Origin of the sequence: Actinoalloteichus fjordicus (assembly GCF_001941625.1) — a bacterium.
Classification (GTDB): domain Bacteria; phylum Actinomycetota; class Actinomycetes; order Mycobacteriales; family Pseudonocardiaceae; genus Actinoalloteichus_A; species Actinoalloteichus_A fjordicus.
The window spans coordinates 2,597,814-2,618,829 of the sequence record NZ_CP016076.1 but is presented as its reverse complement, the minus strand read 5'-3'; the positions used below and the strand labels follow the sequence as shown (position 1 = coordinate 2,618,829).

Annotated in this window: 20 protein-coding genes; 7 read left to right on the top strand and 13 right to left on the bottom strand. The window is 70.8% G+C overall.

Annotation, left to right across the window (positions count from 1 at the left end):
• Positions 1-2 precede the first annotated feature (2 nt).
• Positions 3-1,472 (top strand): NAD-dependent succinate-semialdehyde dehydrogenase, encoded by a 1,470-nt coding sequence (locus UA74_RS11715; RefSeq protein WP_075764357.1) that lies wholly within the window; start codon positions 3-5, stop codon positions 1,470-1,472.
• A gap of 295 nt (positions 1,473-1,767) precedes the next feature.
• Here the strand turns inward: UA74_RS11715 and UA74_RS11710 are convergent, their stop codons facing one another.
• From UA74_RS11710 to UA74_RS11695, 4 genes are read right to left on the bottom strand one after another with little or no spacing between them, the layout of a single operon-like run.
• Complete coding sequence (locus UA74_RS11710) at positions 1,768-2,448, bottom strand: GntR family transcriptional regulator (protein ID WP_198042995.1); 681 nt, start codon at positions 2,446-2,448, stop codon at positions 1,768-1,770.
• Between the two features lie 3 nt (positions 2,449-2,451).
• The gene (locus tag UA74_RS11705) at positions 2,452-3,174 is read right to left on the bottom strand and encodes a maleate cis-trans isomerase family protein (protein ID WP_198042994.1); all 723 of its coding nucleotides are present in this window, start codon (positions 3,172-3,174) and stop codon (positions 2,452-2,454) included.
• A 47-nt stretch (positions 3,175-3,221) separates the two neighbouring features.
• A complete protein-coding gene (locus tag UA74_RS11700; protein ID WP_075740279.1) occupies positions 3,222-3,980 on the bottom strand; it encodes a maleate cis-trans isomerase family protein in 759 nt (252 codons plus the stop codon).
• A gap of 43 nt (positions 3,981-4,023) precedes the next feature.
• Positions 4,024-4,518 carry a DUF3830 family protein gene (locus UA74_RS11695; RefSeq protein ID WP_075740278.1) on the bottom strand — a complete coding sequence of 165 codons (495 nt, stop codon included), beginning with the start codon at positions 4,516-4,518 and terminating at the stop codon, positions 4,024-4,026.
• Between the two features lie 231 nt (positions 4,519-4,749).
• Here UA74_RS11695 and UA74_RS11690 point away from each other — a divergent pair, with 231 nt between their 5' ends.
• Together UA74_RS11690 and UA74_RS11685 are read left to right on the top strand one after the other, a co-directional pair.
• Positions 4,750-5,730 carry a D-2-hydroxyacid dehydrogenase gene (locus tag UA74_RS11690; protein WP_075740277.1) on the top strand — a complete coding sequence of 327 codons (981 nt, stop codon included), beginning with the start codon at positions 4,750-4,752 and terminating at the stop codon, positions 5,728-5,730.
• A gap of 54 nt (positions 5,731-5,784) precedes the next feature.
• On the top strand, positions 5,785-7,197 hold the full coding sequence (locus UA74_RS11685; RefSeq protein ID WP_075740276.1) for an amidase: 1,413 nt from the start codon (positions 5,785-5,787) through the stop codon (positions 7,195-7,197).
• 257 nt (positions 7,198-7,454) lie between these two features.
• Here UA74_RS11685 and UA74_RS11680 read toward each other — a convergent pair whose 3' ends face one another.
• Positions 7,455-8,393 carry an alpha/beta hydrolase gene (locus UA74_RS11680; RefSeq protein ID WP_075740275.1) on the bottom strand — a complete coding sequence of 313 codons (939 nt, stop codon included), beginning with the start codon at positions 8,391-8,393 and terminating at the stop codon, positions 7,455-7,457.
• Positions 8,394-8,493: 100 nt separating this feature from the next.
• On the opposite strand from UA74_RS11680, the gene UA74_RS11675 reads away from it, so the two are divergent.
• Together UA74_RS11675 and UA74_RS11670 are read left to right on the top strand one after the other, a co-directional pair.
• Positions 8,494-9,042, top strand: coding sequence for a TetR/AcrR family transcriptional regulator (locus UA74_RS11675; protein ID WP_083683137.1), 549 nt, complete (start codon positions 8,494-8,496; stop codon positions 9,040-9,042).
• A 231-nt stretch (positions 9,043-9,273) separates the two neighbouring features.
• Positions 9,274-9,756 (top strand): OsmC family protein, encoded by a 483-nt coding sequence (locus tag UA74_RS11670; RefSeq protein WP_075766093.1) that lies wholly within the window; start codon positions 9,274-9,276, stop codon positions 9,754-9,756.
• Positions 9,757-10,010: 254 nt separating this feature from the next.
• On the opposite strand, the gene UA74_RS11665 is transcribed toward UA74_RS11670, so the two are convergent.
• The 6 genes from UA74_RS11665 to UA74_RS11640 form a co-directional block, all read right to left on the bottom strand.
• Positions 10,011-11,450 carry an aldehyde dehydrogenase family protein gene (locus UA74_RS11665; RefSeq protein ID WP_075740272.1) on the bottom strand — a complete coding sequence of 480 codons (1,440 nt, stop codon included), beginning with the start codon at positions 11,448-11,450 and terminating at the stop codon, positions 10,011-10,013.
• Positions 11,451-11,493: 43 nt separating this feature from the next.
• Positions 11,494-11,796, bottom strand: a complete 303-nt coding sequence (locus UA74_RS31725) for a hypothetical protein (protein ID WP_157434128.1) — start codon at positions 11,794-11,796, stop codon at positions 11,494-11,496.
• Positions 11,797-12,265: 469 nt separating this feature from the next.
• Positions 12,266-13,321 (bottom strand): hypothetical protein, encoded by a 1,056-nt coding sequence (locus tag UA74_RS11655; protein WP_157434127.1) that lies wholly within the window; start codon positions 13,319-13,321, stop codon positions 12,266-12,268.
• Positions 13,322-13,503: 182 nt separating this feature from the next.
• On the bottom strand, positions 13,504-14,760 hold the full coding sequence (locus tag UA74_RS11650; protein ID WP_075740269.1) for an SPFH domain-containing protein: 1,257 nt from the start codon (positions 14,758-14,760) through the stop codon (positions 13,504-13,506).
• Positions 14,761-14,818: 58 nt separating this feature from the next.
• A complete protein-coding gene (locus UA74_RS11645; RefSeq protein WP_075740268.1) occupies positions 14,819-15,250 on the bottom strand; it encodes an NfeD family protein in 432 nt (143 codons plus the stop codon).
• Between the two features lie 255 nt (positions 15,251-15,505).
• Entirely contained in the window at positions 15,506-16,339 is an 834-nt protein-coding gene (locus UA74_RS11640; protein WP_075740267.1) for a DUF3097 domain-containing protein, read from the bottom strand.
• Positions 16,340-16,447: 108 nt separating this feature from the next.
• Here UA74_RS11640 and UA74_RS11635 point away from each other — a divergent pair, with 108 nt between their 5' ends.
• Both UA74_RS11635 and UA74_RS11630 read left to right on the top strand, forming a co-directional pair.
• Positions 16,448-17,224, top strand: coding sequence for a hypothetical protein (locus tag UA74_RS11635; RefSeq protein WP_198042993.1), 777 nt, complete (start codon positions 16,448-16,450; stop codon positions 17,222-17,224).
• A 97-nt stretch (positions 17,225-17,321) separates the two neighbouring features.
• The gene (locus UA74_RS11630) at positions 17,322-18,263 is read left to right on the top strand and encodes a hypothetical protein (protein ID WP_075740266.1); all 942 of its coding nucleotides are present in this window, start codon (positions 17,322-17,324) and stop codon (positions 18,261-18,263) included.
• 249 nt (positions 18,264-18,512) lie between these two features.
• Here the strand turns inward: UA74_RS11630 and UA74_RS11625 are convergent, their stop codons facing one another.
• Positions 18,513-19,550 (bottom strand): phage baseplate protein, encoded by a 1,038-nt coding sequence (locus UA74_RS11625; RefSeq protein WP_075740265.1) that lies wholly within the window; start codon positions 19,548-19,550, stop codon positions 18,513-18,515.
• 111 nt (positions 19,551-19,661) lie between these two features.
• Positions 19,662-20,735 carry a ferrochelatase gene (locus UA74_RS11620; RefSeq protein WP_075766091.1) on the bottom strand — a complete coding sequence of 358 codons (1,074 nt, stop codon included), beginning with the start codon at positions 20,733-20,735 and terminating at the stop codon, positions 19,662-19,664.
• Positions 20,736-21,016: the final 281 nt, after the last annotated feature.

The following is a 21,016-nucleotide window of genomic DNA, read 5'->3' as shown; positions in this document are numbered from 1 at the left end:
GCATGACGAGCGTCGAGTCGGTCCTGAAGAAGACTCCGAAAGACCTGTTCATCGGAGGCAGATGGGTGCCCGCCTCGGGCGGCCGGACCTTCGACGTCGACGATCCGGCCACCGGCGAGGTGCTGTGCTCGGTCGCCGACGCCACTCCCGCCGACGGCGTCGCCGCTCTGGACGCCGCCGTGGCGGCGCAGCCCGCCTGGGCCGCCCATCCGCCCAGGGAACGCGGCGAGATCCTGCGCCGCGCCTTCGAGCTGTTGACCACGCGGATCGACGACCTCGCCCTGCTGATGACCTCGGAGATGGGCAAACCGCTTGCCGACTCCCGCGCGGAGATCACCTACGCCGCCGAGTTCTTCCGCTGGTTCTCCGAGGAGGCCGTGCGGATCGACGGCGGATACCAGGTCGCGCCGAACGGCACCGGCCGCTTTCTGGTGATGCGCCAGCCGGTCGGGCCGTGCCTCTTCGTCACGCCGTGGAACTTCCCGATGGCGATGGGCACCCGCAAGATCGGTCCCGCCATCGCGGCGGGCTGCACCAGCGTGATCAAGCCTGCCCACCAGACGCCCCTGTCGATGCTGGCGCTCGCGGAGATCCTGCAGGAGGCGGGGCTGCCCGACGGCGTCCTCAACGTGGTGCCCGCCGTGGGAGCAGGCGAGCTGATGGAGCCGCTGATCCGCGACGGCCGGGCCCGCAAGATCTCCTTCACCGGCTCGACCGCCGTCGGCCGCCGACTGATCGAGCAGTCCGCCGAGCAGGTGCTGCGGGTGTCGATGGAACTCGGCGGCAACGCCCCGTTCCTCGTCTTCGACGACGCCGACCTGGACAAGGCCGTGGACGGCGCGATGCTGGCCAAGATGCGCAACATGGGCGAGGCCTGCACCGCGGCCAACCGCATCTACGCCCAGGCCGGGATCGCCGAGGAGTTCGGCAGGAGACTGGCCGAGCGGATGGGGGCGCTGCGCGTCGGCCATGGCGCAGCGGACGGCGTGCAGGTCGGGCCGCTGATCGACGCCAAGGCCAGGACCAAGGTCACCGAGCTGGTCTCCGACGCCGTCGACCGGGGCGCGAAGGTCGTCATCGGCGGCAAGGCGCCCGAGGGCGACGGCTACGACGGGGGTTACTTCTACTCCCCCACCGTGCTCACCGACGTCCCGACCGACGCGCGGATGGCCACCGAGGAGATCTTCGGGCCGGTCGCTCCGATCAGCGTCTTCCAGACGGAGCAGGAGGCGTTGGAGTTGGCGAACGACACCGAGTACGGGCTGGTCAGCTACGTGTTCACCACGGATCTGGCGCGCGGGCTTCGGATGTCGGAAGGCCTGGAGACCGGCATGGTCGGCCTCAATCAGGGCATCGTGTCCAACCCGGCGGCACCGTTCGGCGGAGTCAAGCACTCCGGGCTCGGCCGAGAGGGCGGCAGCACCGGAATCGACGAGTTCCTGGAGACCAAGCTGGTCGCCATCGCGACCTGATTCTCTCTCTGCCGGTCCGGTCGAGGATCGACGTCGGCGCCGGGCGGTCCGTCACCGGGACCGCCCGGTGCCGCGTTCGCGGCCTCGGGGCCTCGGGGCGGCGGGGCGGCGGGCGTATTCCTCAGGACAGCTGATCGCAGCGGGAACGCGCGGACGCGGGAACGCCGCCAGATCGCCGGAGGCCGAAGTGGCGAGGTGGTCGAGGGCACGGCGTGGTCCTTGGCATCCGGGCCGCAGGCGGACTGCGGGCAGCAGCCGACGCCCGTGCAGCATCAGCCGGTCGGGCGACAGCAGTTCAGCGGTGCCGGGTCAGACGGTCGACGGCCTCGGTCATGTGCGCCTCCAGGCTGCTCAGCAGCAGTTCCTCGTCGCCTGCCTCGATGGCGTCGACCAGGCCGCGATGCTCGTCGATCGTGTCCCCGGAGTGCCGGGTCGTGCCCTGCAGCGCGAGCAGGCACATGCGAGTCTCGACCAGCAGCGTCTCGGCCATCCGCTCCAGGCGGGGACTGCCGGAGGCCGACACGAGGGTCTGGTGGAAGTAGTGATCGGCGTCGGTGAGCGCGTCGGCGTCCGCCGAGGCGGCGGCCGTGGCCATCTGGGCGTGTGCGGCACGCAGCCGGGACACCGCGGCGGCCCGATCCCCCTCCAATATCCGCCTGCAGGCGGCGCGCTCGATCGCCGACCGCGCCCGGTAGATGTCCCGCACGTCGTCGTCATCGAGGTCGATGACGAACAGTCCTCGGTGCGGCTCGCTGCGCAACAGACCCTCCTGCACCAGACGCTGCATCGCCTCCCGAAGCGGTCCCCGACTCACTCCGAGCCTGTTCGCGAGGTCGATCTCGCCCAGCTGGCCGCCGGGAGGCAGCTCGCCCCTGGTGATCGCGGTGCGGAGCTGCTCCGCGACGATCTCAGCGGTCGATCTCCTGGTCAGCGGCGCCAGTCCGCTGGTCGTCGGATGGGTGTCGACGGTCACCATCTGTCACTCCGTTCTCCGGCCGGACAACACGCCCAGGCCTCGTGGCGCTGCCCGCCCTACCAGGCGAAGACCCTCCCACACGCTCACCTGGTTGGCGGTCAGCACCGGTTTGCCCACCCGCTCGGTGAGTTCGTCGAGCAGCGTCGCGGTGTGCAGGGCGGTGTCCGGGACGAGCACGGCCTCGGCGTCGGGATGATCATGACCTGCCACGAAGTCGAGCACGTCGGCCCGCTCGAGAGTGCCCACCTCCGCCGCCGTCACGATGCCCCGGCTGGCCAGCGACACGACCTCGACGCCGTCGCGCGCGAGGAATCCCGCGAAGCGGTTCGCGACGTCGACCGGATAGGTCGCCGCGACCGCCACCCGGCGCAGCTCCAGCGCCCGCAGCGCCCGGACGAACGCGAAGGAGGTGCTGGAGGCCGGCACGCCCGCCGCCTCGGCCAGCCGCTCCACCTGAAGCGTCGCCCCGTCCCAGCCGAAGACGAAGCTGCCGCTGGTGCAGGCCCAGACCACCGCGGCGATCTCACGATCCCGCAGGGCGGCGGCCCCCTCGGCCAGCACGTCGTCGCCGCCGATGTCGAGCAGCGCGTCGACGCGGTGGGCGTCCTCGCGCATCTCGGTGTGCACCAGGGGCAGTCGCACGTCGTCGTCGATCAGGCGTTCCAGCGTCGGATAATCGTCCTCGGCGCTGTAGCCCGGGTACAGGAATCCCACCGTCACGGCCACCCGTGCCTCCGATCCTCAACGGGCAGATTGTCGACAATCCTACCGGGTCAGGCCGCCGGGAGATGCGCCTGCCGGAAGAGAAGCTGGTCCACGGCCACCGACTCCCTGTTGAGCAGGCGCAATGCGCCCCACATGGTCACCTGGTTCGCGGTGAGCACCGGCTTGCCCAGCGCACGCTCCAGCAGCGGAATGATGTCGTAGGTGGGCAGGTTCGTGCAGCTCACGAACATCGCCTCCGCCTCGGGCCGGTCCGCCGCACGCACGATCTCCATGACCTCCTGGTAGGACACCTTCCAGATCTGGCCGAGCAGCCCGAGGCCCTGACAGGAGACCGCCTCGATGTCGTACTCGCCGAGGAAAGTGCTCAACCGGTCGTTGATCGCCCCGATGTACGGGGTGGCGATCGCCACCTTGCCTACCCCCAGCACGCGCAGCGCCTCGACCAGGGCGCCGGAGGTGGTGACGGCGGCGGGCGCACCCGCCTCCAGCATGATCGTGGTCAAGGCGTGCTCGCCGAGCGACCCGTTCACGAAGCTGCCCGAGGTGCAGGCGTAGGCGACCACCTTGGGCTCAGGCGTGAGCAGATCACGGGTCGCCCCGTGCACTGCCTGCTCGTCGCTGATCATGGCCGCCATCTCCACGGTGACCGGCACCGGGACGTAGGGGACCCTGGTCATGTGCAGGGTGACCTGATCGGGCACCCAGCGCCACAGCTCGCGATCGAGCGCGAAGTCGAACGGCGCGACGATCCCGATCCCGTCGTCCGGGTACGGGCCGTCGACCGTTCCGAAAGCCTCGGCCGCCATGGCGAGGTCGGCGTCCGGGTTCCTGGTCAGTCCGAGCCCCGAGTCAATCCGCGTGCCTGCGGTAGACCAGGCGCTCGCCGACCGCGCCGGACCGCCAGACGTCGTTGCACGCCTCGGCCATCTGCTCCAGGCCCTCGACGATCGTCGCGTAGACGTTGCCGGGCACCCAGCCGACGTCCCCGTTGAGCAGCAGGTTGTTCCGCCCGTAGAAGATCGCGAGATCGATCACGCCGGGCAGCTCGTGGATGTCCTTCTCCTCCTTGAAGCGGCGATCCAGCATGCCGCCCGCGAAGTCGAAATACATCACGTCGCCGGGGATGGGCGTGACGGTCGGGTTCTCCAGCCCCGGCGGCACCTCCGCGAAGCGCGGCACCATCGTGTAGACCTCGTTGCGCGCGTACTTCGCGTGGTAGATGTCGCCGCCCTGGGGCAGCGCCTGCCAGACGGCCTCGCAGGTCAGCGGGGCGTCCTTGTCCAGTAGCTCGGCCACACAGGACACGCCGCGCTTGGTGAGCTCGATCTGGATGTATCGGGGCATAGCAGAGACCTTTCGGGCGATCGTGTCGGACGGGACACTTGTCGGGTCGGTTCGGCAGACTCGTGCGGGCCGAGGAACGGCCGTGTTCTCCGCGTGCCCGTCTGGCAGGTGCCCGTGGGTGCCGGTGCGGATTGTTGACAATCCTACGAGGCCTTCCTAGCGTGTCAATGCCCGAGCTGGTAGACCGATGGTCTCTTCGTGAACCGCCCCCGAACGACGGAGCCTTGCCGTATGTCGCCACTCGCCCGCCCGGTCGTCGCCGTCCTCCACGACGGCACCGACGTACTGCCGCCGTCGACCGAACTCGACCAGCTCGCCGACGTCCGACCCGCCGTCGCAGCCGAACTGGCGGACGTGCTGCCCGGCGCCGACGTGCTGTTGGCCTGGGATTTCTCTTCCGGCGCCGTCGAGCGAGCCTGGCATGCCGTCGACTCGCTGCGCTGGGTGCACACCGCGAGTGCGGGCGTGGACCGGCTGCTGTTCCCCGCTCTCCTCCAGGACTCCGACATCGTGCTCACCAACTCGCGGGGGGTCTTCGACCAGCCGATCGCCGAGTACGTGCTCGGCCTGGTCCTCGCCTTCGCCAAGGACCTGCCCACCACCGTCGACCTGCAACGGGAACACCGGTGGCAGCACCGCGAGACCGAGCGCATCGCAGGCCGCCGAGCCCTGGTCATCGGCACCGGCCCCATCGGACGAGCCACCGGCAGACTGTTGCGGGCGGCGGGACTGCTCGTCGAGGGAGTGGGACGCCGGGCGCGGGAGGACGACCCGGACCTGGGCCGAGTGCACGCCAGCGAGGACCTGCTCACCGCCCTGCCCGATGCCGACTTCATCGTCTGCGCGGCCCCGCTCACCCCGGCGACCCGAGGGATGATCGACGCCGCCGCGCTGGCCGCGATGCGGCCGGACGCGCGCTTCATCAACGTCGGGCGCGGCGCGCTGGTCGTGGAGGACGACCTGATCGCCGCGCTGGGGACGGGCGGACTGGCCGGAGCGGCCCTCGACGTCGTCGCCTCGGAGCCGCTGTCCTCGGACTCTCCGCTGTGGACGATGCCCGGCGTCGTCATCTCGCCGCACATGTCAGGGGACGTCAAGGGCTGGCGTTCTGAACTGCTGGCGCTCTTCCTGGCCAATCTTCGCCGGTACCGCGACGGCGAGGCGCTCGACAACGTGGTCGACAAGGCCAGGGGCTACGTCACCACCGGATGACCACCGCCCTGGCAGGCGGACAGGCGATCGACGACGTGTGAGGACGAGGAGGCAATGGTGGGCGAGGACCTGGCGGAGTCGACGGCAGGGCAGCTGCGAGCCGCCTTCGACCGAGGTGAGACGACGCCTCGGGAGGCGGCTGAGGCGGTGCTCGCCCGGATCGATCGCCTCGACGGGCAGGTCAACGCGTTCTGCCTCCTCGACGAGGCGACGACGCTGGCCGCGGCCGACGCGGCCACCGACCGGCTTCGCCGAGGCGTACCGCTGGGCCCGCTCGACGGCATCCCGGTCTCTATCAAGGACGTGCTGCTGACCAAGGGCTGGCCCACCATGCGGGGCTCGCGCAGTACCGACGTCTCGCAGCCCTGGGACGCCGACGGGCCCTCCGTGGCGCGGCTGCGGGAGCAGGGCGCGGTGTTCGTCGGCAAGACCACCACGCCCGAACTGGCGTGGAAGGGCGTCACCGACGGCCCGCTGACCGGGGTCACCCGCAATCCCTGGGACCCCGGCCGGACGGCGGGCGGCTCCAGCGGGGGCGGCGCGGCGGCCGTGGCGCTGGGCATGGCGCCGTTGACGCTGGGCACCGACGGCGGCGGATCGGTGCGCATTCCCGGCAGCTTCTGCGGGATCTTCGCACTGAAGCCCACCTACGGTCTGATCTCGCATTATCCGAGCAGCCCCTTCGGCACCCTGGCCCATGTCGGCCCGATGACCAGGACGGTCGCCGACGCCGCACTGCTGCTCGACGCGGTGGCGGTGCCCGATCCCCGGGACTGGTCGGCTCTCCCCGCGCCGACGACGCCCTTCGTCGAGACTCTCGGGGCGGGCGTGCGGGGCCTGCGGATCGCGTTCAGTCCCGACCTCGGCTACGTCGAGGTGGATCAGGAGGTCGCGGAGCAGGTCGCGGCGGCGGTCGAGGTGTTCGCCGAGCTCGGCGCCGTCGTGGAGCAGGTCGATCCCGGATTCACCGACCCGGTGACGGAGTTCCATACGCTGTGGTTCGCCGGTGCGGCGAAGTCGCTGGAGGCGCTGTCGGATCGGCAGCGGGCGAGACTCGACCCCGGCCTGCGGGAGATCGCCGAGCAGGGCGCCGAGTACTCGGCGCTGGACTACCTCACCGCCAACGCCTGCCGTGCCGCCCTCGGCGCGCTGATGGGCCGGTTCCACCAGCGCTACGACCTGCTGCTGACGCCGACGATGCCCATCCCCGCCTTCGAGGCGGGCCGCGAGTCGCCCGCCGGGTCGAGCGGGCCGAGGTGGACGAGCTGGACGCAGTTCACCTATCCCTTCAACATGACCCAGCAGCCCGCCGCGACCGTCCCCTGCGGATTCACCCGCGACGGCCTGCCGATCGGGCTCCAGGTGGTCGGACCCCGGCATGCCGACGCCGCCGTCCTGGCGGCCTGCCACGCCTTCGAGACGGCCAGGCCGTGGCAGGGCCGCCGTCCGGTGGTGGCGGGCGGCTGACGGGCCGCTCCGTCCCCGATCGGACCATCGGCGGCGACCCGGGGCCCGTCCCAGTGCGGGCTGGGCCCGGGGCAGGCCGGGCGGGCAGGGGTGGCGGTGCCGCCCGGCACGACGAGGCAGGCAGCAGGGCGCACGATCCGGCAGGGCCTGCCCGGCCCGCTCCCCCGCGAACGGCGTCGGATCTCACCGGAGAGAATGTGCCGCCCGGTGCCCGTCGGCCCGCCGCCGCGTCGGCATCGGCGGCCGAGGGGTCCGCCTCACGGCCGATCGCTCGGCCGGGACCCGGTCGCGTCCGCCGAACGGGGGTCCTCGGCGAGCAGGTCCACGAGCATCCGCATCCCGGCGGGCTCGATGGGAAAGTGCCCGGCGTCCGGCAGCAGCACCAGTCGTCGGGGTGCGGCGAGCCGCTCGAAGAAGGGCAGGCTGAGCTCCACCGGGGTCCAGCTGTCCGCCGCCGGATGCGCCAGGACGAACTCGGGAGCGGTGACCAGCTCCGGCTCCACGCTCGGGACCGCGTCGAGGAAGCTCCGCACGAAGCCCAGCGGCATCCGGTTGCCGCCGCCGCTGCGATCCCGCAGAACCAGATCGACCAGCGCCGGGATGTTGCTCATCGCCCGCATGTTCACCAGCAGGTGCAGCGGCAGCTCCACTCGCGCGAACGGTCCCGCCGCCCACCGCAGCACGGGTCTCGCGACGGCACCCAGCCACGGGGCACGGGCCGCCTTCCGCCGGACCCGAGCGTCGCGAGAGTCCACGAGACACGTGACGACGACCCGGTCGGCCAGGCCGGTCCGCACGGCGACCTCGTAGGCGATCATCCCGCTCATGCTGGCGCCGATCAACGTCAGCGGTCGTGCGTCATCGCGACGCTCGGCACGCAGCAGATCACCGGCCAGGTCGATCCAGTCCCGCAGCCGCACCGCACCCCGCCGAGGAGTCCGCGTCCGGCCGAAGCCGGGCAGGTCCGGAACGACCAGTTCGACGCCGCGACCGGCGAGCTGAGCCGCGATCGGCCACATCGCCGCCGCGTTGCCGCCCGCGCCGTGCAGCAGCAGTGCACGCCGGGGCGCGTCGGGTTCGCCCACCCGCTCGACATGAACGTCCATGTCCCGCCATCGCCACCAGGTGGTGCGACGGGCGGGCAGGGGGTCGGGGCACAGTTCATCGGGCAGTAAGGCCAGGTAGTCGTCATGCACACCGGTAGTCTTCGACGGGACGGACGCCCCGACAACTCGCATTGGGAAGATCATCGCCGAACCCCGCAGGACACCGCGCCAGCAGCGCTCACGGGACACGGTGGAGTTCATCCTGGAGGCGGCTGCTCAGCTTTTCGACCGGGACGGCCTTGCCGCGACCACGAATCACATCGCCGAACGCGCGGGTGTGTCCATCGGGACGGTGTACCAGTACTTCCCGAACAAGCAGGCCCTGCTCTACGCCTTGGCGCTGCGCCACGTCGAGGCGACCCGGGCTCGGCTGACTGTGGTGCTCGCCGAACTCCGCAGCCGCGAGCCGCCGTTCGCCGACACCATGGCCGTACTCGCGACCGAGGTCGCCGCGCTGCATCATGACCGACCCCGGCTGCACGCCCTGATGCACCGACACGCCCCCAGGGTGCCTGCGGGCCTCGCGGTGCTGGGTGCGCTGACCGACCGGTTGATCGCCGAGGTGGCTCATCACCTGCGTCGGTGCGGTCGAGGGGACGCGGACGCGACGGTGACCGCCGCGACCCTCGTTCATGCGCTGGACGCCCAGCTGCACCACGTCCTGCTCGACCGCTCCGACCAGGTCGATCGCCTCGTCACCCTGGCCCTCGCGATCACCGATGCCGAGCGGCCGGACTGATGCGCGACGATCAGCGGCCGGGGCGGCTGTCGAACTCCCGGCCCGGCCGTCCCCTGCCCGGCGGCCCGGACTGACCGGACTGACCATGGACACTGCGGAGCAGAATTCAGCAGCCGACGGCCCTCGATCGTCCGCCTGCGTCCCTCCTGGTCCGAGGGAGACCGTGAGCCGCGACGGACCGGTGGCGGCAGGATGACGCCCGAACAGATCCCGCAGAGAGAGGCGAGTCGGATGCCCCGCGAACACCACTACGAGGTCGCGGTGTCCTGGACCGGGAACACCGGCGCGGGCACCTCGGGTTATCGGGACTACGAGCGGTCGCACGACGTCGCCTCGGCCGGTCTGCCCGTCATCGAGGGCAGCGCCGACCCCGCGTTCGTCGGCGACCCGAGCCGGTGGAATCCCGAGCAGCTCCTCCTCGCGGCGTTGTCACAGTGCCACATGCTCAGCTACCTCGCGTTGTGCTCACTCGGCCGAGTCGTGGTCGTGGAGTACGTGGACTCCGCACGCGGGGTGATGCACGAATCTGCCCGCACCGGCGGCCGATTCACCGAGGTGGTCCTGGCACCGGTGGTCACCGTGACGAGTGAGTCCATGGTCGGCGAGGCAACCGACCTGCATCACCGGGCACACGAGACCTGCTTCATCGCCAATTCGGTGAACTTCCCCGTCCGGCACGCCCCGACGATCCGGGTGCGCCCGCCGCGCGGCTGAGCGCGCAGGCTCGTCGCGAGAGCGCACGACACGGGCCTGGTCGAGGCCCGGCGCGCAACACGCCGTCTACGGTTGCGACGGCACCGGCGAGGCTCGTCCGTGCCCGCGACCGCTCCCGTCGAGCCGCCCGAGCACACCGACGCGGCGTGGTGGCTGGTGGTGATTCCGCCGAGCAGCCGGGACTGCCCCCCGGCCGGTGTCCCGAGGCCGCGCCCGAACCGCGCACTTCGGGTCCGGCGCCTGTACCGAGGAGGTCAGTTCGGCTTCAGACTCGTCATGACGTGTTTGAAGCGGGTGTAGTCGTCGAGGCCGTGCCGAGAGACCCCGGTGCCGTGACCGGAGTGCCGGAAGCCGTTGTGCGGCATCTCGGCCGCCACGCTGCCGTGGGTGTTGACCCAGACGCTGCCGAAGGACAGTGCGGCGGCCACCCTGGCGGCCAGGGCGTTGTCCGCCGTCCAGACACTGGCCGCGCGGCCGTAGCGCACACCGTTGGCCAGCATCAGGGCGTCCTCGACGTCGGTGAAGCGCTGGACGGTCAGCACCGGGCCGAACACCTCGTTCTGCACCACCTCGTCGTCCTGGTGGACACCCGCGATCACGGTGGGACGGAAGTAGTAACCGCGCTCGCCCGTGGGCCCGCCGGTGGTGAGCACCTCGGCGTGGTCGGGGAGCCGTTGCAGGACTCCGTTGACCTGATCGAACTGGACCGCGTTGTTCAGCGGGCCGTAGTCGGCCGAGACGTCCTGCGGCGGCCCGGTGCGCAGTGCCTCAGCACGCACCACGATCTCGGCCAGCAGTTCGTCGTAGACGGCCTCGGCGGCCAGCACCCGAGTCGCCGACAGGCAGTCCTGCCCGCCGTTGGCGAAGGCGGCCCGGACCAGTCGAGCCGCCGTGTCGGGAACGTCCACGTCCCCGAACACCACCGCCGGGGCCTTGCCGCCCAGTCGGAGGTGCACCCGCTTGAGGTCGGAGGCCGCCGAGCCCGCGACCTCCATCCCCGACCGCACCGCGCCGGTCAGGGCGATCAGCCGGGGCGTCTCGTGCGCCACCATCGCCCGCCCGGTGTCCCGATCGCCGCAGATGACGTTGAACACACCGGCGGGCAGCACGGCTGCGGCGTGCTCGGCGAGCAGCAGGCTCGTCGTGGGCGTCGTCTCGGCAGGCTTGAGCACCACCGCGTTGCCTGCCGCCAGGGCGGGTGCCACGGAGGACGCGGCGAACACCAGCGGATGGCTGTGCGGGGTGACCTGCGCGCAGACGCCCAACGGCTCGCTATGCAGCATGGAGGCATGGCCTGCGAGGTACTCACCGCCTGCCGTCCCGTCCAGCACGCGTGCCGCGCCCGCGAAGAAGCGGATCTGGTCGACGGCCTGCGGAAGCTCCTCCTCGACGACCTGCCGCACCGGCTTCCCCGTCATCGCACACTCGGCGAACACGAAGTCGGCGGCGGCATCCTCCACGGAGTCGGCCAGCCGCAGCAGTGCCCGCTGCCGCTCAGCGGGCGTGGTGCCAGCCCAGATCTCCTGAGCCCGCTCGGCGCGACGCAGTGCGCCGTCGACGTCGGCCCATCGGCTCAGCCCGGCAGCGCCGAACTCCTCCTCGGTGCACGGATCGACCAACGGTGCAGTCTCACCGTCCACCGTGTCGACGTACTCGCCGCCGACGAAGTTGCGCAGCACCGCCGAACTGTCCACTGTCGACTCCGACCGTCGTCTGAGCGCGCCTCGGCGCGGATCGTCACTCCGCCTCGCCCGCCGCCTTGTGCACCGCGTCGACGAGCAGACCGAGTTCACCGCCCGCATGAGCGAGCCGTTCGGCCACCACACTGGCATGCCCGGACAGGTCTCCGCCGTAGCCGGTACTGCGCAGCCACTGCGTGATTCCGTCCAAGCCGTCGGCGGCACCGGTGACGGCCGCGGCCAGCCCGGCCACGATCCGCTCGATGTCGGCGAGACTGTGCATGGCGTTGGTGTCGGAGAGCTGATCGCCGAGCTGACGAGCGGCTTCGCCGACTTCCTGAGCGACATCTGCGGGGGGCATCGCGTCGTTCGTATCGACGTCCTTGACCCCGCGCCGCGGACCGGTGCGCGGGACCGGCTTGTAGCGAGCGGCCCTACCCGTCTGTCGATCCCGGTGCGTGGAGGCATCCATGAGTTGCGAGGGTAGTCCCCTTCGGGCGCATCGTGTGCAGACTCCCGTGCCCCCGATGATCGGCGAGTCGGGGCACGTGTGGATCACTCGGAGTGACCCCTGCTGATCAACGACGCTCTGATTGTCCTCCCGACGGGCGAAGCGGCGCAGGTCAGCGGGCAGGCAGTCCACTTCGGCGTGTCGTCGTCACCCAGGCGGACGCCTGCTGAACAGGCGTCGCCGTCTCGCAGTCGATCGTCGTCCCGCAGTCGTTCATCGCCTCCGCAGACTCGCAGGCGGCGAGCGCAGGACGCGTCCGTCCTGATCGACCCCGTCGGCGAGGACGCACTCCACAAGAACCGTCGCAGCGGCCGCGGAGTCAGTCTCGGCTACGGCTTACGGTCCCGGCCCTCGTCCCCTTCACGATCGTGGCACCGTGCCCGCTCGTCGGCCGGGCACCGCTCGTCGGCCCGGCCCCGGTCCTGGCCAGCGCGTCGACCAGGCGACGTCGCAACTCGTCGGGGCAGCCGTACCGCAGTGCCGCCGCCCAGGCCGACTCGACGTCGCCTTCCCAGATCAGGATCTCGATCAACACCGCCCGACGTCCTTGATCGCCTGCGGGATCCCGCAGCAGACCCAGGACCCGGTGCCGTTCGGCCTCCCAGCAGCCATGTTCCACCGCCACCGCCCGCAGTCGCCGATAGCCGTCCAGGCTCGGCGCCGCCGCGAACGCCTCCCACCGCAGGCGCAACGCCTGGTCGAACAGGCCTGCGGACCGACAGTGGCGCATCGCGAGGTCGAGCAGCGGCTCATCGGCTCCGGTGCCCCTGGTCGCCGCGAGTCCTCTCTCGACCCAGTCGAGGCACTCGCTGCCGCGCTCCCGCTGATGCAGCAGGACGGCGATGCGCAGGTACTGCCAGCCGGTTGAGAGATCCCTGGACAGTTGTAAGACCGTCAGATCGACGCAGCCGAGATGATCGGCCAACTCCTCGGTCATGCGCAGCACCGTCCGCCGTCGACGGTCCTGGAACTGAATGCCGCCATAGGGGACGACGGGCAGCCCGGCGCATTCGGCCTCGACCGTGTGACGGTAGGCGGCCAGGCCCGCCGCACCCAGTGCGTCCGCCCAGTCGACCAGCGCCGGATCGAACAGACCGGGTCGATCGAGCTGGAGCTTCAGCAGCCAGTCGGCCAACGGGGGTCCGGACCTGGCCCCGTGCCTACAGGCCTCGGCATGCGCGTCGAGCAACTCGTGGATCAGCCCGGTCTGGACCCTGTCCGGCGCCGCCTGCCACTGCTGCACAGCGAACAGCGCCGCCTCGCTCAGCTCGGCCGCCCGTGAGTGATCACCGGCGGCGAGGGCGGCAAAGACGAGGTCTCGATGCGCAGGAAGGGAACGCCGGGCCACCGGATCAATTCGCTCAGTCGCCGACACGTGATCATCAAACCGCACCGACACGCCGGCGTCAGGCCGGCTGCCGGGCGCTGAGGGTAACGATCTCGTCACCGGCGACGACCGGCCACCCGCCGACGTCCGAGGCAGGAGCAGGCACCGAGGCCCGTGGACCGCTCGGCCACGAAGGACGTGGCAGGACGGGGCCCCGGCACCGTCTGCTCTCAGCCGCGCGAGTCGCCCGATTCCGGCTGCTGACCCGGTGCAGGCTCACCCGTGCCCAACGGAGGCCGCTGCGCGGCTCCCGGCAGGGTCGGGCCGGTCGCAGGCGTGTCGACGGCGCGCGCGCTCGACCGAGCCGAACTGCCCAGACCGGACACCGGGCTGGGCACCTCCTTGCGCGCCACCTCCTCGGCGGCACGCACCGCCTCGGCGACCTTGGGGTCGGACGAGGTGTCGAACCAGCTCGCGATCGACTCGTCCTCCTCCTCCGGTCGCGATTCCGGAACGTCCTCCGTGGGCGGCTCGTAGCGGAAGACGCCGTCGTCGCCCTTGTCCCCGAGCATCCTGGCGAAGCCCTCCAGGGACTTGTTGAAGTCGCTGGGGATCACCCACACCTTGTTCGCGTCGCCCTGTGCCATCTGCGGCAGCGTCTGGAGGTACTGATAGGCCAGCAGCTCGGGAGTCGGCTTGCCCGCCTTGACGGCGGCGAAGACCTTCTCGATGGCCTTGGCCTGACCCTGCGCCTGAAGGTAGCGAGCCGCCCGCTCCCCCTGGGCACGCATGATGGCGGCCTGCCGTTCGCCCTCGGCGCCGAGGATGGCGGCCTGCTTGGCGCCCTCGGCACCGAGGATCTGGGACTGCTTCTGGCCCTCCGCCGTCTTGATCGCCGACTCCCGCTCGCCCTCGGCGGTGAGGATCATGGCACGCTTCTCCCGGTCGGCACGCATCTGCTTCTCCATCGAGTCCTGGATGGAGGGCGGCGGATCGATCGCCTTCAGCTCGACCCTGGCGACCCGGATGCCCCAGCGACCCGTCGCCTCGTCGAGGACGCCCCGCAACTGGCCGTTGATCTGGTCGCGGGAGGTCAACGTCTGTTCCAGGGTCATCCCGCCGACCACGTTGCGCAGCGTCGTGGTGGTCAACTGCTCGACGCCGATGATGTAGTCGGAGATCTCGTAGACCGCCGCACGCGGGTCCGTGACCTGGAAGTAGACCACCGTGTCGATGGAGACCGTCAGGTTGTCCTCGGTGATCACCGGCTGCGGCGGGAACGAGACCACCTGCTCGCGGAGGTCGATCCTGGCCCGCACCCGATCGAAGAAGGGCACCAGGAAGTTCAGTCCCGGCGCCGCCACGGTACGGAACCGTCCGAGTCTCTCGATCACAGCCGCGGTCGCCTGCGGAATCACCAGCACGGCCTGCGACACGACCGTGATGATCAGCAGCACGATCACTGCCAACACGATGAAGAGCGTCATCTTCCTTGAAACCTCCAGTGGAGACCGGACGCCCCGGATGAGCGGGCGGTCCCCTCGTTCACGGGGTGTCCCAGACCACGGCGGTCGCGCCGGAGATCTCCATGACGGTGACGATGCGGCCCTCTTCCAGGACCTGGGTCTCGTCGAGGCTGCGGGCCGACCAGACCTCGCCTGCCAGCTTGACCAGGCCGCCGTCGGCGTTCACCTCGGTCACGACCGTGGCCTTCTCGCCGACCAGGGCCTCGGCATTGGTCTTCGCGGTCAACTCGCCCCGGCCCATCCGCCTGCGCAGGACCGGCCGGGCGAGGACGACCAGTCCTACCGAGGAGAGGCCGAACACGATCACGTCGATCCACAGGGGCAGGCCCACCCCCGCCGAGATGGCGGCGATGAGCGCTCCGACGCCGAGCATCAGCATGACCAGGTTTCCGGACAGCACCTCGGCCGCGATGAGCAGTGCTCCCGCGATGACCCAGATCAGGGCTGCCATGGCTCCATGGTGGCAGACTCGGTGGACTCGGGTGTGACGAGAAGCACGGCGTGACCGGAGTGTGATCTTGATCTCGTACCCGGAAACCGGTGCGGCGGCGCAGGCGAGCGGCGCACTCGGCACGTCGACTCGCGGCAGCACGGATCTCCCTGCCGGTCCCCGGCGGCCGGGCCTGTCGTTCCCGACACCGCTGCCGGGAACGGCGCCGATCCCGTCTGGGGCCGACGAGATCGGGGCGAACACGGCAGGGGGCTTTCAGTCCGAGTCGGGCCCGGTCACGAAGTCGATGAGGCGCTCGACGGCGCCGATCAACGGCGTCTCGAGATCGCGATAGCCGCGTACCCCCGCGAGCACCCGCCGCCAGCCTTCCGCAGGTTCTCCCCAGCCCAGCTCGGCGCAGACGCCCAGCTTCCACTCGATCCCCCTCGGGATCGAGGGCCAGGCATCGATGCCCACGGCCGAGGGTCGGACCGCCTCCCAGACGTCGACATACGGGTGGCCGGTGACCAGCACGTGCGGCGAGTCGACGGCCGCGACCAGTCGGGACTCCTTGCTGCCCGGCACCAGATGATCCACCAGCACGCCCACCCGACGATGCGACTGCGGGCCGAACTCCGCCAGCGCATCGGCCAGGTGATCGACGCCCTGCAACGGCTCGACGACGACGCCCTCCACACGCAGGTCGTGACCCCAGACCCGCTCCAACAGCTCGGCGTCGTGCACGCCCTCGACCCAGATCCGGCTCGCCCGCGCGGTCCTCGCCCGCAGGCCCTCGACCCGTACCGAGCCCGACGCCGAGCGCGTCCCCGCCGACGGCGGCGTCCGAGGCGGCACCGTCAACGTCACCGGCCTGCCCTCCAGCAGGAACCCCGCCGGTCGCAGCGGGAAGACCCGACGGACACCGTGCCGGTCCTCCAAGGTCACTCCGACGCGGTCGCAGTGCACGACGGCGCCGCAGAACCCGCCGACGTCCTCGACGACCAGGTCGATCGTGGCGGGCACCGTGGGCACCTCCGACACGGGCGCCCGGTCGCGTCGGCCGGCGAGAACGTCGGGGCCGTAGTCGGCGTTGCCGTAACGGGGAGTCACCCGATCGACCCTACGACCGAGGGTGCGCCGGGTCCATTCACCGGGCGTCGTGCGCGTCGGGACGGCGTGCGGGTAACCTCCGTCGGCGTGCCATGCCCAAGTGCGACGATGGTGACCTGGACCTCGGCCTGGCTGCGAGGAGCAGCCGCCGCGGACGACGTGTTGGATGCGCTGCGTGTCTGGGCGCAGGCGCATGAGGTGCGTGCCGCCGACCAGCGGACGGCGACGATCACCGACCTTCCCGGACCGGATGAGCAGGCGGTCGCCCCGGCGATGCTGCTCGCGGCGCTGCGCCGCTCCCCCGCCACCACCGCCCGTCTCGTGCTCCCCGTCGCGGGCGATGTGCGGGGTCTCGGCGGACCCGGTGGGTTCGCGGAGGATGCGCTGCGTGCCCAGGAGGCCGCGCTGTTCCCCGAGGCAGGCCTCGCGCTGGTTCCGGAGATCGGCCCGGAAGGGCTGATGTGGTGGACCGTCCACACGCTGCCCGAGCTGATGCCGCCGGTCGAATATCATCCGATCGGCGAGGCCGAGCACGGACTCGCCGCAGCGATGCGGCAGGCCGCAACCGCCCTCACCGAACTCGGCGTGGCTCGGCGACGCCCCGGGGTTCGGGAGGAGATCGCCGAGGCTCTCGCGTCCCGACCGATGCCGGACTGGCCGGAGGGCATGCCGCAACGGGCGCTCCGCGTGCTGGAGCGTGCCGCCGAGGTGGCCGCGATCCTGGACGTCGCAGGCCGCGACGCGCCGGGCGGCGCGTTGTCCGCCTCGGCCGCCAGAGCGCGCGACGAGGCGCTGCGTCCGATCAAGGCGGCCGTGCGGGCCGCGAGGATGACCGCGGTGGACGACGCCGCCCGTATCCTCAGTGAGCGTGCCGAGAAGCACTGATCGTCGTGATCCGCCTCCGACGGCGCGGTCGGCCGGACGATCGGCTGCTCCGGCGACCGGGTGCGCGAAGGTGCGCGCACCCTTGTCTCCTGGAGGGATGACGCAGTTGTCGGACCAGAGCTCGAATCCGCGCCATGGGAAGGCCGCCGACATCGTCGACTGGTCGGACCGTGCCGTCGTGGCGATCAGGGCTACGGACACCGATCAGCTTCGGAGGGTCGTGACCGAGGTCCTCGACGCCGATCGACTCACCGCGCTGCTGCGGCACTGGACGGACACGATCGTGCGGTTCGCCAGGCATGACGAGAACGGCGGCGTCCGGGTGCCTGCGCCACCGAACCCGGCGCCCAATCGTGAATTGTGGATGCACGCCGTCGGTGAGCTGTTCGACGCCACGGTGGCGGGCGACGAGCCTGCCGCCCGGCGGATCTGCTCCGGCATCACCGCCTGGTCCGGGGCGGATCAGGAGGCGCTCACCGAGACGTTCGCCAGAGTCGTCAGCAGTGCGATCTCGCCGTTCGCCGTGCCGTCGCACTACGTCATGCTCACGCAGTGGCTGTCGACCGGCGCGCGCGGCGAGTACGACGAGCGACTGATCCGGGACATGGCACTCGTCGTCACCCGGATGTGGCTGGAGGACGGTACGCCGGGCGCGACGGCGGCGGGCGCGCTGCTGACCAGTCCGGAACGACTCCGCGAGGCCGTCACACTCCTCGCCCGCACCCTCGGCTCGCGACTGGCGCCCGGCGCCAAGGTGGTGACCCGTGTGGTCGGAGTCGACGCCGCCGACCACAGCGGCGATCTCGACGCCGCGACCGAGGACCCGTCGACGGTGGAGGATCCGCGCAGGCGGGCGCTGCTCTTCGCCGGCCGCTCCGTCCGTGACATGGCCAACGGCGAGCCGGACCGGGTGGCGGCAGACCTGGCCTCGATCGGCGACGACCGGGAGATGCTCGGCATCGTCGTGCTCTCCCTGGCCTACATGTTCCGCACCACCATCCTGCGGATGGCCCCCGACATGGGTCCGATGCGCGGCTGAGCGGAAGCCCGGCCGAGGCCGAGCAGCGCGTACCGGACCAGACCCGGCCAACGATCTGGGTCGGCCCCGGGCCTGCTGGACGGACCGTCGGACGCCCCTGCACCACGCTCGCCGCCCGGCTCGAGAACGGCCGTCGACGGCGGGAGCTGGTGCGTGGTCTCGCGAGAGGCGGTGTGGCCTCACGGCGGGCGACGAGGCCCGTCGCCGGTGCCGCGTCGAGTCCGCGAATCCCGCCGCCCGGTCGCCGCGTCAGATCAGGACGTTCTTGTAGAAGAGATTGGAACGACGATCGCCGGTCGCACCGGAGGCGAAGCCGAGGAACAGTCGATCCTGGCCCGCGGCGGTGCGATAGACGCCCATGCCCTCCGGTTCCCGGAAGGACAGCGTCGACCCGGCCCTGGTGATCACCGGTCCCTGTCGGATCGCCCCGGTCTGGAGATCGACGCTGGTCACCCTGGAGTTCAAGGTGGGACTGTCTGCGTAGGACGTTCCGGTGAGCAGGTAGACATAGCGACCGTAGGCGGCGTAGCCCTGGAACACCGGAGCGGGACTGCCCAGGGAGGGCTGGGCGACGTCCGCCAGCTTCGGGCCGAGAGTCGAACCGGTGACCTGGTCCAGTGCGTAGACGGCGAATCGCTTTCCGGCGCTGGTGTGGTAGCGAATGATCAGCCTCCGGTGCACCGGGTCGATCGTGCAGGTGTGTTCGGAGGCACCGGCCACCGCGGGCAACCGGGTCAGGTGGCTCGACGAGTTGGTGAGCGTCCGTCCCGAAACGAAGTCGAAGCGGGCCAGTCGCCGCCCGTAGCCGTTGCCGTTGGCCTCGATCTCCGTCCACAGCCGGGAGGTCGTCCCACTGGCGTCCACACCGAACGAGACCCCATGTCCGAAGCCGGTCAGATACATGTGCCCCAGCAGCCTGCCGCTGAAGTCCAGTCTGCTGATGCACAGGCTGCCTGCACCGGACGCCGAGCCGTCTCTGCGCTGCGCGACGAACAGCCGACGGTTGACGTTGTCGAACGCGAAGGACTGCTGGACGGTGCGGTTGTGCAGCCGTACGTGCCGGAACAGGTCGTGCGAGGGCTGGGTGAGGTCGAAGCGCCGCGATGCGGGCACGGCGGCCGGGTCCACGCCTGCCAGGCGCATTCCGGCGGCGTCCATTCCTGCGGCGTCCGCATCGGCCGCAGCACCCGGCGCCGCCAGCGAGCCGAGCAGCGCGGCGACGCCGATGCCGCCGCCCGCCAGAAACAGCGTCCGCCTGGAGAACTCTCTCGTTCGATCGTCGTCCACGACCGTCTCCTCGTCACCCGCGCCGTCGCCTGTCGAAGCACGAGGCTAGTGATCACGGAACGGCATGGCCAGGGATATCCTGATCGCCTGTGGCAACGTGACAGGTGTTGATCAGGCGTCGATCGTGGCGGGTTCGGATCGGACGGGCCTGCGTGCGGGCGCGCAGCAGTTGGTCGCGCACCACGCGCCGTTGACCATGCAGCCATCGGCGGGCAGCGTGGACAGTCGTCGAGCGGGCACTCCCTCGACCATCTCCCGGATCAGCTCGCCGATCAGCTCGGCGAACCGCCGGTCGGTGCCGGGCGCGGCGGCGCGGGCGAATCCCATGCCGAGTTCCTCGGCTCGTTCCCTCGCCTCGGCATCCAGATCCCAGACGACCTCCAGGTGGTCGCTGACGAAGCCGATCGGGCAGACCACCACGGCCTGGGTGTTCGCCGAGTAGAGCGTGTCGAGATGGTCCACGATGTCGGGTTCCAGCCACGGCACCTGCGGCGGTCCGGAACGGGACTGCCAGACCACGTCGTGCTCGGCGACACCCAGTTCGGCGGCCACCAGTCGAGCCGCCTCGAAGACCTGTCGGGAGTACAGGTGACCGCCCTCCTCAGCCGGACCCGCAGCGGCGTCGGCCGCCTCAGGGACGGAGTGGGCGGTGAACACCAGCCGCGCCTGTTCGCGCTGATCACCCGGCAGCTCGACGAACGCACGGCGGACACCGTCGGCGACGGCGGAGACGAACAGCGGATGATCGAAGAACTGGCGGAGCTTGACGAGCTCGGGTGCGGCGTCCCCGACGGCCGCACGAGCCCGTCGGATGTCCTCGTCGTACTGTCTGCACGCCGAATAGCCGCCGTAGGCACTGGTCGCGAACACCAGTGCACGCCGGATGCCGTCCGTCGTCATCCGCTCGACGGTGTCCTCCACCATCGGATGCCAGTTGCGGTTGCCGAAGTAGATCGGCAGATCGAGTCCGAGCCGATCCAGCTCGGTCCGCAGCCTGCCGATGATGTCCCGGTTCAGCTCGTTGATCGGCGACACCCCACCGAAGTGGAGGTAGTGCTCGGCCACCTCGTCGAGCCGTTCCGGGGGCACGCCCCGGCCACGAGTGACGTTCTCCAGGAAGGGACGAACGTCCTCGGGACCCTCCGGCCCGCCGAAGGACAGCAGAAGCACCGCGTCGAAGTCGATGAGCTCGTCGTTCACGGGTTCATTGTCTCCCCGCCGCCTCCCGCCGAGAACGGCACCCCCGGTGTCGATCATGGCGGGGAGCAACTGGCCGCCGAGAGGGGAACAGGCGGATACCGGCTGATCAGAGACCGATCGTCCGCCTACGGCGTGGCGCTGGCCGCACTGGTCCCGCCGTTGCGGTCGGCGGCGGTCAGGGCGGGCGAGAGTCGCTGTCCGCGCAGCTCGCGCCGCCGCCGAGGTCCACCCGATCGATATCTTGCCGACATCGAACACTTGTTCGA

Bases quoted from the DNA above. Each gene is read 5' to 3' on its own strand.
- UA74_RS11695 (WP_075740278.1), bottom strand. From the start codon at position 4,518: ATGCCCCGATACATCCAGATCGAGCTCACCAAGCGCGGCGTGTCCTGT.
- UA74_RS11650 (WP_075740269.1), bottom strand. From the start codon at position 14,760: ATGACGCTCTTCATCGTGTTGGCAGTGATCGTGCTGCTGATCATCACG.
- UA74_RS11710 (WP_198042995.1), bottom strand. From the start codon at position 2,448: ATGGTGACCGTCGACACCCATCCGACGACCAGCGGACTGGCGCCGCTG.
- UA74_RS11690 (WP_075740277.1), top strand. From the start codon at position 4,750: ATGTCGCCACTCGCCCGCCCGGTCGTCGCCGTCCTCCACGACGGCACC.
- UA74_RS11630 (WP_075740266.1), top strand. From the start codon at position 17,322: ATGACGCAGTTGTCGGACCAGAGCTCGAATCCGCGCCATGGGAAGGCC.
- UA74_RS11715 (WP_075764357.1), top strand. From the start codon at position 3: ATGACGAGCGTCGAGTCGGTCCTGAAGAAGACTCCGAAAGACCTGTTC.
- UA74_RS31725 (WP_157434128.1), bottom strand. From the start codon at position 11,796: ATGCCCCCCGCAGATGTCGCTCAGGAAGTCGGCGAAGCCGCTCGTCAG.
- UA74_RS11700 (WP_075740279.1), bottom strand. From the start codon at position 3,980: ATGGCGGCCGAGGCTTTCGGAACGGTCGACGGCCCGTACCCGGACGAC.
- UA74_RS11645 (WP_075740268.1), bottom strand. From the start codon at position 15,250: ATGGCAGCCCTGATCTGGGTCATCGCGGGAGCACTGCTCATCGCGGCC.
- UA74_RS11670 (WP_075766093.1), top strand. From the start codon at position 9,274: ATGCCCCGCGAACACCACTACGAGGTCGCGGTGTCCTGGACCGGGAAC.
- UA74_RS11685 (WP_075740276.1), top strand. From the start codon at position 5,785: ATGGTGGGCGAGGACCTGGCGGAGTCGACGGCAGGGCAGCTGCGAGCC.
- UA74_RS11635 (WP_198042993.1), top strand. From the start codon at position 16,448: ATGGTGACCTGGACCTCGGCCTGGCTGCGAGGAGCAGCCGCCGCGGAC.